We start from the raw sequence: 13,265 nt of genomic DNA, 5'->3' as shown, positions 1-13,265 counted from the left end.
TCATCAAATAGTCGATACACTCGGCCTAATCGTCGTGCGTGATCTGCTCGCGTTCGTGGCCGTGGTCGCGTTCCTGAAGGTGTTCGATCGCGTGGAGTTCGACGACCGGGATGACTTTCGCGACGAGCAAGAAGAACAACATTACCATGCCGATCGTTCCCGTGATCGAGGCGAACTCGATGAAACTCGGGAAGTACTCGCCGGGCGTCGCGCCGTAGATGTCGAACGTCGGGTACATGAACCCCTCGACGACGAAGAGGATCTTCTCGAGCAACGTGGCCGTGAGGACTGCGAGGCCGGCGACGACGGCCCGGCCCTTGGTGAACAGCGCCGGACGGATCGCCTGCGCGAAGATGAACGCGAGCACGACGCCGACGAGTCCCATCGAGACGATGTAGATCGGGTGCTCGAGCGTGGCAGCCGAAATCTGTGCGACGTCGGTCGGCGCGGCGAACCCGCCGGTTACTCGCTGTTGAAGCTGGAGCCAGAGGAACAGCAGGCTGAAGAAGCCGAGCCAGAGGAGCAGGCCGCGGAAGATGTCGTCGGTGATGATGTGGTCCCAGTCGTACGCTCGCCGGAACGCGAACGAGAGGAGGATGACGCCGCTGATCGCGGAGGTGAGCGCGATGGTCAGGAACTGTGGGCCCTGGACGGCACCGAACCAGCCGGGTATCGCCGGGATCACGGCGAACAGCCACGGGATCACGCCGCCGTGGAGCAGGAGTGGTGCCATGATGATGATCGCGAGGGCGAGCCACCAGACCATTCGCTGGACGACTTCGTCTTCCTCCTCGGTGTAGCCGAACGTTACGAGCGAGTAGATCGGATCGAGGGCGTCTGGCAGGTCGTCGCGTAACCGACTCACGTCGTACCTAATCGTCAACGCGAGGTACGTCGCCGTCAACACGAAGTAGGCCGTGATGACGGTCACGTCCCACACCAGCGGCGAGGCGTGAACGGTGATGTGGTAGTGTCCGAGCACGCTCGTGACCATTCGATCCGGTCGGCCGAGGTGGACGACGATGAAGAAGCCAGCCGCGGAGAGACCGGCGAGGGTCAACAACTCGGCGAGGCGAGCGACCGGCATGTACCGCTCCATGCCGAGCAACCGAACCGCAGCGGAGAGGATGATCCCACCGTGGGCGATGCCGACCCACCAGATGAACGCGCCGATGTAGACGCCCCACGTCACGCCGCCACCGGTTCCCCAATCCGAGAGACCCGTGACGACCATTCCCTGATAGAGCTGGTAGATCCATCCGACGAGGAAGAGGGCGAACGCTAGCCCGGCAACGGCAACTAACACGAAGTACGTCGTCGACGTGTTCTGTATCGGTCGGAGAATGTCGGCTTTCCGTGGCGTTTTCGTGCTCATCGTGGTTGAACTTCACAAACGTACTACTGCGACGGGTGTGATTCCATTCGTTGGTCATGCAAGCACGAAGCGCGCGTGTTGTCGTTTCTCCCCCTCCGTTATTCGCACTCGTCACTCCGTTATTCGCACTCGTCACGTCTCCGGACGCGCAACCGTGCCCAATGCTACCAAGGGAACAACTCAAGTGTACTCGTTACTACTCATTCAACATGGTGTTGCTGGTGGCACTCGACGACTCCGAACCCGGGTGGGCAGCACTCGAGTATGCACTCGAGGAAGCCGACGACATCGTCGTCGTCCACGCCGTCGACCCCAGTCAGAGTGGCTACGGTGAATTCGCCCACTTCGGAACGGACTCGATGCAAGAACGGCTTCGCGAACACGGCGAGGCGTTGCTCGAGCAAGCCCGAGACCGGGTGGCCGACCGCCCACAACAGGTGCGGACAGAACTCCTGGTTGGTCCGCCGGCATCGTCCGTTGTCACCCACGTTAGCGAGCACGACGTTGATCGCGTCGTCGTCGGCAGTCACGGCCGATCGGGCGTCTCTCGCGTCTTGTTGGGGAGCGTCGCCGAACAGATCGCACGCCGGGCACCCGTCCCTGTGACGATCGTTCGCTGAGCGATACTGGTACGCCGTAATCGTCTTCGAGCGCGTGGACGATCCGTCGTTGACTCGAGCAATCTGCACGTTCGAGTTGAGCGAATACCCGTCTCAGCCGGCGATACCGCCGACACTCCGGACCGTCGAACCGATGTCAGTAGAACCGTCACACCGACGAGTCCGAGTACGTGAATAGGTCGACAGTACGGCTCCGCATATCCGAGATGATATGTGTGAACAATCAGTCTCTCCGCCGGAACTGAATAAACTAATGAGGCTTCGAAACAGTCTCGCGGTATGAACAACCGCTACGATGTGGTTATCGCAGGTGCTGGTCCAGCGGGCGGCCAGTGTGCTCGCGACCTCGCTACCCGTGGCTACGAGGTCGTCGTCCTCGAGACCGAATCCGAGGACGAGTTCCCGCGCCAGAGTAACAAGTCAACTGCGGGGACGTTCCCGTCCATGATGGCCTCCTTCGGGATCCCCGACGATGTCGTCATGCAGTACACCGAGAACGTCGTCCTCGAGTCCCCGACCGACTACTACGTGCGAGAACAACCCGGAGCAGTCCTCGAGTTCGCCGACTTCAAGCGATTCCTCGTCGAAGACAGCCGGGCCGAGGGTGCGGAGTATCGATTCGACGCTCGCGTAACGGGCCCGATCATGGAAAACGACGAGATCGTCGGCGTCACCTACAACGGCGACGAAGAGGTCTACGGCGACATCGTCATCGACGCGACGGGGCCCGCCGCACCGCTCGCGAAGCAACTCGACGTCGTCGAACTCGAGCGCGAGAACCACGCGATCGGTATCGAGTACGAGTTCGAGGGCATCGACATCGACCGCCCCGGATTCGCCGACCTCCACGACGCGATGATGCTCCGACTCGACCACGAAATCGCCCCCGGCGGCTACTCCTGGATCTTCCACACCGGCGAGGATACCGCCAAGGTCGGCCTCTGTTACATCCAGAACGGCAGCCACGACCGGTACGCGCGAGACGACTTCGCGATCGACGACTACCTCGATCACTGGATCGGGACGGATCCGCGATTCGAAAACGCCGAGCGACTCGAGGGCAAGCAACACCGGGGCTCCGCGCACATCCAGCCGCCGGGGCAGATGCACACCGATCGGTTCATGGCCATCGGCGACACCGTCCCGACGATCGACCCGCTCTGGGGTGAGGGGATCAACAAAGGCATGCAATCCGCACGCGTCGCCGCGGTCGCCGCAGACGCCTGTCTCAAACACGGCCAGATCGAACCGACGGCGGAGAATCTCGAGGTTTACGAGACGCTCTGGCACCGGGACGTCGCACCGGCCGTCCAGAACCGCCAGTACATGACTCAACTGCTCTATCTCGCCTCGAACGAGCGCTACGACAAATTCATGGCCGACCTGAACCGTCTCGACGAAGAGACGCTCGCGAAGGCAAACCGTGGTAACGTTCGGTCGATCCTGAAACTGCTCAGCCCCAGTGACCTGCCGCTGCTCGCACGGTTCGCGAAGCAACAACTGCGCTGAGCCTAACCGGCTACTCGCGTGTTCTCTCCTCGATGACTGACTTACCGCGAATGCGGACTGAAACGGCCGCTTACGGGCGAACCGTTAATGGTTCGTGGCGCCGAGACATGCCAATATGCTGACTCCCCCGGAACGAGCCCGTGACGCCTCCCTCTCGAGACGGTCGCTCCTCGCCGCGAGCGCCGCGGCGATCTCACTGACGGCTGGCTGTACCGGATTTCTCGAGCGCGACGCCGAGTCGTCGCTCGTCGACGCCGTCCCCGGTGAAACGACGCTGCTCGCGCATCTCGACGTGGGGGCCGTTGCGGACGGTGAGGCGAGTGAAGCGGACCTCGAGGCGGCACTCGAGGGCCTGGACGCGTTCGGCTCCGAGCGCGCGACGGAGGCGATCGTCGCCTTCGAAGACCGAACCGGCCTCGACCCGCTCGAGGCGAACGAGGCGGTCTTATTCGGCGACGTCGACGCAATCTCGAGCGACGTCTCCGAGGAGGAGTTGGCTAGCGCGGCCACGGAGGAGACCATCATCGTCGACGGCGACTGGAGCGAGGACGACGTCGTCGCGTCGCTCGAGGAGACGACCGACCTCGAGTACGAGGCCGAGTCCGCTGGGGGCGACGCCGAGCGATACGAACCGGCGTCAGGCGCGAGCGGTAACGGTGGAGACGGCGACGGTGACGACGGTGGGGACGGAGACGGTGACGAGCCACCCGTTCTGGGCGTTCTCGGTGACGGCCGATACGTCGTCGGTGACGAGGACGGTGTCGACGCGGCACTCGAGACCCACGCCGGCGACGAGGAGGCGGTTTCGGGTTCGATCCGGAGCGCGTACGAGGGTGCCAACGACGGTCCGGTCACGGTCGCCGCTGTGCCCGACGGCTCGCCGCTTCCGGACGAATTTGCGTTTCTCGCCGGCGGTAATGACGATATTTTCGAGGAGATCGACGCCGTCGGCCTCCAGTACGACACGATCGACGACGAGACGGTCGACCTCGAACTCGACTTTCACGTCGGCGACGACGGCGACGCCGAACAACTCGAGACCGTCCTGCAGGGCGGACTCTCGGCGCTCGGGGAACTGGACGACGAACTGAGCGACGCCTCCGACGAGGCGACACTCGAGCGCGACGAGACGGTCGTTTCGATCGCCTATCAGGGCGACGCCGACGCGGTCGCCGCGTTACTCGCCGTGCTCGAGGGAGTGTGAGCGCGAGTGGATCTGGTCGCGTTGCTTCGAACGGAAGCGATCACCGCCAGACGGAATCTGGGATTGATCGTCGTCTTGCTCGTGTTGCTCCCCGGCGGCATCGTCGCCGGTACCGCCGTCTTCGAACAGACGATTCCGCGCGACGTGCCGGTCGGCGTCGTCGCCGAGGACGACGCAACTGCGGACGACGTCGCCATCGCCGAAGCCGGCATGGCCGGGTTCACGTCGCCGGTCGAGTACGACTCCGCCGAGGACGCTCGAGATGGTCTCCAGCGCGAAGAGGTCTACCTGGTCGTTCACGTTCCGGGTGGCGTGATGGACGAGGAGACGGACGCGAACGTGACGGTCGTCTCCGATCGCGCGTTCGTGCCGTTCGAAGAACCGGTCAACGAGACCGCCGGCGTCGCCGAATCCGAACTCGACGCGCTGGTCGAATCCGACGTCACCGTCGAACACGAGCCCGTCGGCGAGGAACGGACGCTCGCCGAATTCCTCGTTCCGACGGGCGCGTTCGCGTTTCTCACCCTCTTCGCACTGGTCTATCTGCCGTATCAGGTCCGCTCCGAGCGACTCGTCCTCGACCGTCTTCAGACCGAAACCAGACTCGAGACCGTCGTCGCGAGCAAGCTGCTGTTCTACGGCCTCGCGCTCGCGATTCCGGCCGCCACGGTCGCCGGCGTCGCCGCCTGGCTCGAGTACGACGTCACGCTCCTCTCGTGGCTTTCGGTCGCGGCCTTCGGGCTCACCTACGTCTACCTGGCCGCGCTCGGATTGGCCGTGACGTTCGCCCTCGGCTTGCGAAAAGCCGCCCTGTTCGTCAACCTCGGCCTCGCGCTCGCCGTCTTCGGATTCTCGAGTCTGGTTTACCCCACCGGCTTCTTCTCGTCGATACAAGGGACGGTCTCCCGCGCCCTGCCGACGTACTACTCGACGGTGACGACCCGGAGCGCGATGTTGCGCGACGCGCCAGCGTCGCTGTACGCGGAGCACCTCCTCTGGCTGGCCGTGAGCGCCGTCGCGTCGCTCCTCGCGTTGAAATTCGCACTCGTCGTCTACAAACGGAGGCGATAACCCGTGGGTGACACGCACTCAGAACACGACGCCAGCGCGGATCACCAGTCCGAGCACCCAAACGCGTCACGGGAGTCGGCAACCTCGTCTCCGTCCTCGGCGGACTCACTCTCGCTGAGCAACGTGACGAAACGCTACGGCAACACGACGGCGCTCGAGGATCTCTCCGTCGCCATCCAACCCGGCACCTTTCACGGGCTCGTCGGCCCGAACGGCTCCGGCAAGACGACGCTCTTCGCGATACTGGCCGGATTGACGCGACCCTCGAGCGGGCGAATCTCGGTCCCCGAAGACGCGACCGTCGGCTACAGCTTTCAGGAGCCTCGATTCTACCCCGCGTTGACGGTCAGGGAGAACCTCGAGGTCTTCCGGGGCTTCGCCGACGATCCGCCGCCCGACTCGTGGCTCGAGACGCTACTCGAGGAGCTCCGACTCGAGCCCGTCGCGGACCGTCGGGCCGACGAACTCTCGGGCGGATTCCGCACGAAACTCGACCTCGCGCTGGCGCTCGTCAAGCGTCCGCAGTTTCTCTTGCTCGACGAACCGCTGGCCGACGTCGACGACCACTCGCGGCGTCGTATCACGAGCTTTCTCGAGGAGTATCGCGCGGACGACCGGACGGTCGTCGTTTCGACGCACAACGTGGCGTCGTTCGCCGAGCAGTTCGATCGACTCACCGTCGTCGTCGACGGCGAGCGTCGATACGACGGCTCTCCCGACGCGGACGTCGTCGCCCAATATCGATCCGTCCTCGAGGACGCGGTCTGACAGCCCCGACAGGCGTTCGTGAGTTGGCGGCTCTGAGGGGCGTTCGTGACCTGACGGCTCAGGAGGCGTTCGTGACCTCACGGCTCCGGGAAACCTTTGGCCGCACTCCTCGTACGTTCGCTCGATGTTCGACACGATCTTGCTCCCGACCGACGGCAGCGAGCACGCCGAAGCCGCCGCCCAGACTGGCCTCGAACTCGCGAGTATCCACGAGGCGGCGGTACACGTCGTCTGCGTCGCCGACACCGGGCCGCTGAGCGACCTTCGGCTCCCGGGGGACGCTGCGAGCGCAAAAGAGGCGATGGGCGACCGAGCACAGGAGGCCGTCGACGCGATCGTCGATCGGGCCGACGCGTCCGAACTCGAGGTGACCGGGACGGTACTCGAGGGCCCGCCGGAGGACGAACTGCTCGAGTACGCCGACGAGGTCGACGCAGACCTCGTCGTGATGGCGACGCGCGGCCGGGGTGGGGTCCACCGGATGGCCCTCGGAAGCACCACGGATCACATCGTGAGATTCGGTGACATTCCCGTATTCGTCGCGAACTCGAGCGCTCACGCTGATTAGTTATTGACGAGTGGGGATTCCTCCCAATTAGCGTATTTCTACTCCGAGTCGTGATGAGTACATTGCACGAATGTCGCACGAGATTTAGCTCAATTCGGAACGGTAGTGGTTGTTTATTGAGTCGAGACTGAGAAGTTAGGAACTGTAGCGAAGCTCCTTCACACTATTTGCAATGTCGTAGAGGAGATACAGTACACCAATTCCGATCCCGACCCAGAGCCAGGTTGTTACCGATCTAGTGGCTTGACCACCTAAGTATCCGACAACGATAGCACCCCAAAGAATTCCAGATACCACCAGGACGTTCTTTATCGGCGGGTTTGACAACTGTGCTTCCTTTTGTTCGCCCATGACGTTAGCACGCGACCGATAAAACATCGTTCTATTGGTTCTATCGAATACCAGCCTGGAACCAAGCGATTTTCGCGGTACTCACGCCGAAAAGCGTCCTGCTCACATGAACACACGGGATCGCCACCCCCTCCCCAGCCGACTCACTCACTGCGTTCGTTCGCCCCTCGCGCGGCATCGTCGACCGCCCTCGCTTACGCTCGGTCGTCCGACAGCGCGCGCCACCGCAGGAGGAATGGTCGGTCCAAACTAATACGTCGTCCACCTATTCCGTCCACTTCATCGGGCTGGGAGACGCGAACTCGAGGATCCTGTCGGCGAGGCGGTCGGCTTCGGCCCGATCACCGAACGATCTCGTTGATCGCCTCGGTGCGTCGGCCGATGGACCAACCCAACAGCGCGAGGCCGATGTAGACGCCGATCGCCGGCAGGACGTACGCCTCGAGGATCGCTTCCGGCGGGAATCCAAACGTATCGAGCGCCGCCGCGAGCAACACCGAGACGAGAAAGAGCGCGATCCCGATGTCCGCGAGTCGCATACTGGGGAGGTCCGCGGGCTTGGACCCGAGTCGCCCCGCCGCGTAGAACGCGAGCGTGTACGTCACCCACCCGGAAACGAGTGCGAGTCCGGTCGTGAACACGTCCTCGGGGAAGTATCGCGGGACGAACGAGAGGTGGATCACCAGCGTTACGAGCGACGCGCTGACCAGGAGCACGACGAGCAACGGCCACCGATCTGCACTCATTGGTTCAAACGACAGTCTCGCGGCTCATTACTGTTGTGTCGTCGAAACGTCTTCGGTGGTCCGTCGAAACCCTCGCGTTCGGTGTGACGTGACGGATCCGTCACTCGAGGACGGCCCCGTGTTCGTCGATCTCGCCGGCGACGATCCGCGTCGAGGAGATTCGGTCGCCGTCGTCCGCGAGGACGTAGGGCGCGACGATTCCCGAGATCGGCTCGAGGCCGCGTTCCCGGCGTCGATCGTTGATCCCCTCGAGTTCGTGCGCCGTCTCAGGTGAGACGACGAGCGCGTCGATCGAGGGGTCGTCTTCGGCGATACCGTACTCGCCCGAGAGCGCTCGAACGTCGACGTCGCGACCCCACTCGTCGAGGTCGGCGACGGCGTCGGTAACTCCTCGAACCCGTTCGTCGAACGAGGGGATCTCCCGGGACTGTTGGCGCGTCTCGCGTGCCAGTTCGTCGCTCGTCAGAGCGACGACGACACCGTCGGTACCAAAGCGAAGCGCGTGCTCGAAGAGGACTCGATGCCCGTCGTGTAGCGGCCCGAATGTTCCGGCGACTGCGACGTGCATACGGCTTCCCGCAACGGGGAGGGCTATATGTGTCACGTTCTCTCGACCGGTGAGTTCGGTTCGGGCCGCCACCGGTCTCGGTTCCGGTCAGGATGGGACGTCGAGCCTCGAACAACCGCTGGATGCCGCCTCGAATAACCGCCTCGAGTACCCCAATATATGCGTGCGGAGATCGATCACGGAATTAGATACGTTGATCTCGCTTCGATGACGCTCGCCACCGAACTCTCGATCGTCTTTATCGTCGGCCTCGTCACCGCGCTCGCGACGGGGTTAGGCGTCGCTCCGTTTTTCGTCGTCCGGCAACTCGCCGACCGGTGGCTCGTCGTGTTGTGGGGCCTCGCCCTCGGCATTCTGCTCTCGGCGTCCCTCTTCGGACTGGTGGGGGAAGCGCTCACGGAGGGGGCGGTGTCGCACGTACTGATCGGTGCAATCGTCGGCGTCGCGTTCGTGTACCTGTCCGATCGGGTCGTCTCCGGCTACGAGTTCGCCCCGCACTCGGTGTCGGCCGTCGATCCGCGAACGGTCGTGTTGACCGTCGCCGTGATGACGATCCACAGCATTCCGGAGGGAATCGCCGTCGGCGTCTCGTTCGTCGATCTCGGGTCGGACCCCGGCGTTACCGTCGCCGGCGTCGAACTCCCCGCACTGGCCGTCTTCGTCGGGATCACCATCTCGGTCCTGAACGTTCCCGAAGGGCTCGCGATCGCCATCCCGCTGATCGCCTACGGGATGAGTCGCTGGAAAGTGGTCGGCTGGGCCGTCTTCTCCGGCCTGCCCCAGCCCGTCGGCGCGGTCGCCGCCTACTACTTCGTCAGCACGCTCGAGGGCGTGCTCGCCGTGAGTTTCGGCTTCGCCGCGGGCGCACTCTTCTACCTCGCTGTCGTCGAATTTCTCCCGGCGGGCCTCGAGGCCGGCCGATCGCTGCCCCGGCGCGGACACCCTGAACTCCTCTCCGGTACCGCCGTCGGGTTCATCGCGACGCTACTGATCGTCGCAGCGATAGAGGGTATCGGAACCGTTTGAAAAGTTGCGTCGGGCCGACAGAATCAGCGAGTGGCACACGCCGGGCCGCGACGATACGAGCGGGAGACCGCGCCCCGAACCTACTCGAGATCGACGAGCTCGTCGGTCTCTACGATAGTCGCGAACTCGCCCTCGAGGTGGGCCAGCGCCGTCTGATGGACCGTTTCCGCGTCGAACTCGCGACCGTCGAACTCGCGGCCGAACGTCGCGGTCGCGTCGGCGACGACGACCGGCTCGAACTCGAGGTTGTCGGCCATCCGGGTGCTCGTCGAGACGCAGTGGTCCGTCGTCAACCCGACGAAGACGACCGTCTCGATTTCGCGCTCGCGGAGCCACTCCTCGAGATTCGTTCCGATGAACGCGCTGTTGACCGACTTGACCATCGTTCGCTCGTCCTCGAGCGGGGCCGTCTCGGATTTGAACGCGAACCCGGGTTCTTCGGGTCTAAGTGGGGACTCCGGCTCCGTCGACCCGTGACGGACGTGAACGAGCGGACGCCCGCTCTCTCGCCAGTGCTCGAGCACTCGCGCGGCGTTCGCTTCCGCGTCCGGATTGTTTCGTTCACCCCACGCGGGGTCGTCGAAGCCCGTCTGGAGGTCGATCAGGAGCAAGGCGGCGTTCTCGAGTCGTTCCTCGTCCAATCGAATCCGACCCGTCACGGCAGCCTCGCGGCCGGTTTCGGGTGCTCTCGCGTGACCGTCATCGGACACGTCGATGGTGCCTGGGCCTCGTCCTCCGAGAACATGTACTGGGGCCACTCTCGGTCGGTCTCGACGCCCCAATCGCCCAGATCGGCGTGAGGACAGACGCCGTCGTAGCCCTCGAGTCGGTCCTGGATGACCTCTCGAGCGTGCTGGCCGGCGTCGGTGTCGGCCGTGACGCCGAGGTTCTCGAACAGCGCCCGCGGCTGGAACGTGATCTCGAGGCCGATCGGACAGTAGCGACTCTTTCGCTCCTCGTAGAAGGGGGCGCGACAGGTCGGAAACATGGGTTCGCCGCCGAGACAGAACTCCCAGTAGGGGTCGTCCGGATCGGTCGGAATATCCTCCGGCCACGGCTCGGGATCGTGGAGGTGCAGCGTCTGCAGAATGTGCCAGAGCGCGTCGTGATACTCGCGCTCCGAGGAGGATTTCTCGGGCGGTTTGAAGAACGTCACGAGCGACGCCCGATCGGAGTGATCCCGATAGCACTCGAGGTACTCGAGGATTCGATCGCGAAGCGTCAGTAGGTCGTCGGCCTCGCTCATCGACGGGACGGCCGTATACAGCGGTTCGCCCTGCTGAACCGACTCGGCCCCGAAAAAGCACGGGAACGGCGTTCCGTTTCGCTCGCCGAGCAGCCCCTCGCGAAACGTCCGCCAGTGGTCGGCCACCCACTCGGGCGTCTCGCCCGCCCGGACGCGGCGCTCGAGCGTATCCTGATCCATCAGCGACTGGATACCCGGCTCGTTCATTGTCAGTCGGTTCGGACTTCGAACGCTTGTGCGTTTAGGTTCGACTCTCGAAGCCCGTCGCGGTAGCAAAAACTGCTTTTCGACCCTCTCGAACCAGTTTACACCCGTTCAACCGTCGCGTCCGTTCTCACGGGTCCGCCCTCGAGAATCCGCGCTCTGAGCCCGCCGCGATGAACCAGCGCGTCGCGAACGCCCCTCGTCTCGAGGTGACGCTCGAGGGACGAACACGGCTCGCAGAGCTCGACGCCCTCGCAGACGACCGATCCCACGTGAAACCGTTCGCCGACGAGGTGGTTCAGCCCGACCCCTTCGGTCGTCACGTTCCGCCGGTGAGCGCCCGGCTCGAGGGCGATATCGTACTCGCGTTCGACTCCCTCGAGCGCTTCCGCTTCGATCAGCGTGAGGTCGCTGCCGTCTCGGTCGGCGAACGTTCCCTCGGTGTCGTAGTAGCGATCACCCTCGAGTCCGCGTCCGGCGACGGCGCGCACCGACTCGACGCGTTCCACCTGCGCTCCCCGTTCGGCCGCGATGTGGATCGCTCGTACCCGTCCCGTCATATGCAACCGAATAGAGCCGGCTCGAGTTATAGTAGTGGGTGACTCCACCCCGTCAGCCCGAGTCAGACCGTCTCGGGGAGCCACCCGCCGTCGACTTCGACGTTTTGTCCGCTGATGTACTCGTTCTCCGGATCGAGGAAGAAGTACAGCGGCTGAATCAGATCCTCGTAACTCGCGGGTCGGTCTCGTGGCAGTTCGTCGGGGAATTCGTCGGAGTTCTCGACGACGTAAGGCGAAATCGCGTTCACCGTGAGGCCGTCGTCCTGCGTATCCGCCGCGAGCATCCGCGTGAACATCAGAACCCCCGCTTTCGCGACAAAGTAGGGAAAGTTCACCGGGCTGACGAGTCCCTTCTCGCTCGAGGCGTAGCCGACGTTCACGATCCGGCCGTACTCACCCTCTCGCATGGCCGGGAGGGCGCGCTTCGAGCAGAGGTACGTTCCGGTGAGATTCGTCTCGAGCACCCGATTCCAGGTCTCGAGGGAGAGTTCCTCCCAGTGTGTCGGGGCGAAGTCGCCGACGTTGTTCACGAGCACGTCGACGGCGCCGAGTTCCGACTCGACGGCCGCGAAGAGGCCGTCGACGCTCTCCGGATCGGTGACGTCGCCCTGGATGACCATCGTGTCGCTCGCGCCGCGTTCCGTGGCTTCCTCGGCCACCTCGCGGGCTTCTTCGGCACTCGTGTGGTAGTGAACGGCCGTCTTCGCGCCACAGTCGGCCGTCGCCAACAGCAGTTCCCGACCGACGCCTCGCGCGCTTCCAGTCACGAGCACCGTCCGATCCGAAAGGGCAGGTCCGTTCATTCGTAACCTCACTACCGAGGACAGCGCCAAAAAAGCGCGCGGATCGTTCAGCCGACCGGCGGCGTTCACCTCGAAACGTGGCTTTACGGTCCCTCGTCAGGTTACTCTCGGTATGACGCTCGAAACCGTCTTACTCGCCGTCGGTCCCGGCGACGCAGATCGAAGCGACGAACTGATCGACGCCGTCGTCGACGTCGCAGCGCCAGCCGATGCAACCGTCGTCCTCGCACACGTCTTTACCAAAAGCGAATACGACGACGTGCTCTCGCGACTCGAGTTCGATCGCGAAGCCGAAGACGTCGAACCGGACGACGTCGCTCGACGCCACCAGACGATCATCGACCTCCGCGAAACGATCGAGGATCAGGACCTCGAGTACGAAATCCGTGGCACAATCGGCGAACACGGCCCGGCGATCGTCGACCTCGCGACGAGCGTCGACGCCGACCGCGTCATCGTCGGCGGTCGACGCCGTTCTCCGACCGGAAAGGCGGTATTCGGCTCGACGGCGCAGGAAGTCTTGCTCTCGGCACCGTGTCCGGTCACGTTCGTCCGCGGCGATTACTTCGACGACTGACTCGTTCTCGCAGTAGCCCCCGCTCGTCCACGCACGCTCCTCGTCCCTTCGTTTCGGGAATACTGTGGA

16 protein-coding genes are annotated in these 13,265 nt (G+C 63.9%); 8 read left to right on the top strand and 8 right to left on the bottom strand.

Features of this window, described 5'->3' with window-relative positions; all coding sequences use genetic code 11:
• Positions 1-25 precede the first annotated feature (25 nt).
• Entirely contained in the window at positions 26-1,375 is a 1,350-nt protein-coding gene (nrfD, locus tag BB347_RS10360) for an NrfD/PsrC family molybdoenzyme membrane anchor subunit (RefSeq protein ID WP_076581188.1), read from the bottom strand.
• A gap of 209 nt (positions 1,376-1,584) precedes the next feature.
• On the opposite strand from nrfD, the gene BB347_RS10355 reads away from it, so the two are divergent.
• The 6 genes from BB347_RS10355 to BB347_RS10330 all read left to right on the top strand — a co-directional run bounded on the left by BB347_RS10355 (position 1,585) and on the right by BB347_RS10330 (position 7,115).
• On the top strand, positions 1,585-1,995 hold the full coding sequence (locus tag BB347_RS10355) for a universal stress protein (protein ID WP_076581186.1): 411 nt from the start codon (positions 1,585-1,587) through the stop codon (positions 1,993-1,995).
• Between the two features lie 279 nt (positions 1,996-2,274).
• Positions 2,275-3,504, top strand: a complete 1,230-nt coding sequence (locus BB347_RS10350) for a digeranylgeranylglycerophospholipid reductase (RefSeq protein WP_076581184.1) — start codon at positions 2,275-2,277, stop codon at positions 3,502-3,504.
• Positions 3,505-3,619: 115 nt separating this feature from the next.
• Positions 3,620-4,708, top strand: a complete 1,089-nt coding sequence (locus BB347_RS10345) for a hypothetical protein (protein WP_076581183.1) — start codon at positions 3,620-3,622, stop codon at positions 4,706-4,708.
• Positions 4,709-4,714: 6 nt separating this feature from the next.
• Complete coding sequence (locus tag BB347_RS10340) at positions 4,715-5,779, top strand: ABC transporter permease (RefSeq protein WP_076581181.1); 1,065 nt, start codon at positions 4,715-4,717, stop codon at positions 5,777-5,779.
• Between the two features lie 3 nt (positions 5,780-5,782).
• Positions 5,783-6,547, top strand: a complete 765-nt coding sequence (locus tag BB347_RS10335) for an ABC transporter ATP-binding protein (protein ID WP_076581179.1) — start codon at positions 5,783-5,785, stop codon at positions 6,545-6,547.
• A gap of 124 nt (positions 6,548-6,671) precedes the next feature.
• Positions 6,672-7,115, top strand: coding sequence for a universal stress protein (locus BB347_RS10330; protein ID WP_076581177.1), 444 nt, complete (start codon positions 6,672-6,674; stop codon positions 7,113-7,115).
• Between the two features lie 135 nt (positions 7,116-7,250).
• Here the strand turns inward: BB347_RS10330 and BB347_RS10325 are convergent, their stop codons facing one another.
• From BB347_RS10325 to BB347_RS10315, 3 genes are all read right to left on the bottom strand, one after another.
• Positions 7,251-7,466 (bottom strand): Mn2+/Fe2+ transporter, encoded by a 216-nt coding sequence (locus tag BB347_RS10325; protein ID WP_076581713.1) that lies wholly within the window; start codon positions 7,464-7,466, stop codon positions 7,251-7,253.
• A 341-nt stretch (positions 7,467-7,807) separates the two neighbouring features.
• Positions 7,808-8,212, bottom strand: coding sequence for a hypothetical protein (locus tag BB347_RS10320; RefSeq protein WP_076581176.1), 405 nt, complete (start codon positions 8,210-8,212; stop codon positions 7,808-7,810).
• Between the two features lie 100 nt (positions 8,213-8,312).
• Positions 8,313-8,780: a phosphopantetheine adenylyltransferase gene (locus BB347_RS10315; protein WP_076581174.1), complete on the bottom strand. Its 468-nt coding sequence runs from the start codon at positions 8,778-8,780 to the stop codon at positions 8,313-8,315.
• 207 nt (positions 8,781-8,987) lie between these two features.
• Here BB347_RS10315 and BB347_RS10310 point away from each other — a divergent pair, with 207 nt between their 5' ends.
• Complete coding sequence (locus BB347_RS10310; protein ID WP_076581712.1) at positions 8,988-9,806, top strand: ZIP family metal transporter; 819 nt, start codon at positions 8,988-8,990, stop codon at positions 9,804-9,806.
• An 80-nt stretch (positions 9,807-9,886) separates the two neighbouring features.
• On the opposite strand, the gene BB347_RS10305 is transcribed toward BB347_RS10310, so the two are convergent.
• The 4 genes from BB347_RS10305 to BB347_RS10290 form a co-directional block, all read right to left on the bottom strand.
• Positions 9,887-10,465 carry a cysteine hydrolase family protein gene (locus BB347_RS10305; RefSeq protein ID WP_076581710.1) on the bottom strand — a complete coding sequence of 193 codons (579 nt, stop codon included), beginning with the start codon at positions 10,463-10,465 and terminating at the stop codon, positions 9,887-9,889.
• Complete coding sequence (locus BB347_RS10300) at positions 10,462-11,259, bottom strand: YqcI/YcgG family protein (RefSeq protein WP_076581172.1); 798 nt, start codon at positions 11,257-11,259, stop codon at positions 10,462-10,464. Before BB347_RS10300 ends, BB347_RS10305 begins: the two co-directional genes overlap by 4 nt.
• A 98-nt stretch (positions 11,260-11,357) precedes the next feature.
• Entirely contained in the window at positions 11,358-11,816 is a 459-nt protein-coding gene (locus BB347_RS10295; protein WP_076581170.1) for an MOSC domain-containing protein, read from the bottom strand.
• Positions 11,817-11,878: 62 nt separating this feature from the next.
• On the bottom strand, positions 11,879-12,619 hold the full coding sequence (locus BB347_RS10290) for an SDR family NAD(P)-dependent oxidoreductase (RefSeq protein ID WP_076581169.1): 741 nt from the start codon (positions 12,617-12,619) through the stop codon (positions 11,879-11,881).
• A 112-nt stretch (positions 12,620-12,731) separates the two neighbouring features.
• Here BB347_RS10290 and BB347_RS10285 point away from each other — a divergent pair, with 112 nt between their 5' ends.
• Entirely contained in the window at positions 12,732-13,196 is a 465-nt protein-coding gene (locus BB347_RS10285; RefSeq protein WP_076581167.1) for a universal stress protein, read from the top strand.
• The last annotated feature ends 69 nt before the right edge of the window (positions 13,197-13,265 follow it).

Source organism: Natronorubrum daqingense (assembly GCF_001971705.1).
Lineage (GTDB): Archaea > Halobacteriota > Halobacteria > Halobacteriales > Natrialbaceae > Natronorubrum > Natronorubrum daqingense.
This window is presented reverse-complemented; position numbering and strand designations above follow the sequence as displayed.

Coding starts and splice junctions, on each gene's coding strand:
- BB347_RS10345 (WP_076581183.1), top strand. CDS start 3,620: ATGCTGACTCCCCCGGAACGAGCCCGTGACGCCTCCCTCTCGAGACGG.
- BB347_RS10325 (WP_076581713.1), bottom strand. CDS start 7,466: ATGGGCGAACAAAAGGAAGCACAGTTGTCAAACCCGCCGATAAAGAAC.
- BB347_RS10350 (WP_076581184.1), top strand. CDS start 2,275: ATGAACAACCGCTACGATGTGGTTATCGCAGGTGCTGGTCCAGCGGGC.
- BB347_RS10330 (WP_076581177.1), top strand. CDS start 6,672: ATGTTCGACACGATCTTGCTCCCGACCGACGGCAGCGAGCACGCCGAA.
- BB347_RS10285 (WP_076581167.1), top strand. CDS start 12,732: ATGACGCTCGAAACCGTCTTACTCGCCGTCGGTCCCGGCGACGCAGAT.
- BB347_RS10295 (WP_076581170.1), bottom strand. CDS start 11,816: ATGACGGGACGGGTACGAGCGATCCACATCGCGGCCGAACGGGGAGCG.
- nrfD (WP_076581188.1), bottom strand. CDS start 1,375: ATGAGCACGAAAACGCCACGGAAAGCCGACATTCTCCGACCGATACAG.
- BB347_RS10315 (WP_076581174.1), bottom strand. CDS start 8,780: ATGCACGTCGCAGTCGCCGGAACATTCGGGCCGCTACACGACGGGCAT.
- BB347_RS10355 (WP_076581186.1), top strand. CDS start 1,585: ATGGTGTTGCTGGTGGCACTCGACGACTCCGAACCCGGGTGGGCAGCA.
- BB347_RS10300 (WP_076581172.1), bottom strand. CDS start 11,259: ATGAACGAGCCGGGTATCCAGTCGCTGATGGATCAGGATACGCTCGAG.
- BB347_RS10290 (WP_076581169.1), bottom strand. CDS start 12,619: ATGAACGGACCTGCCCTTTCGGATCGGACGGTGCTCGTGACTGGAAGC.
- BB347_RS10320 (WP_076581176.1), bottom strand. CDS start 8,212: ATGAGTGCAGATCGGTGGCCGTTGCTCGTCGTGCTCCTGGTCAGCGCG.
- BB347_RS10310 (WP_076581712.1), top strand. CDS start 8,988: ATGACGCTCGCCACCGAACTCTCGATCGTCTTTATCGTCGGCCTCGTC.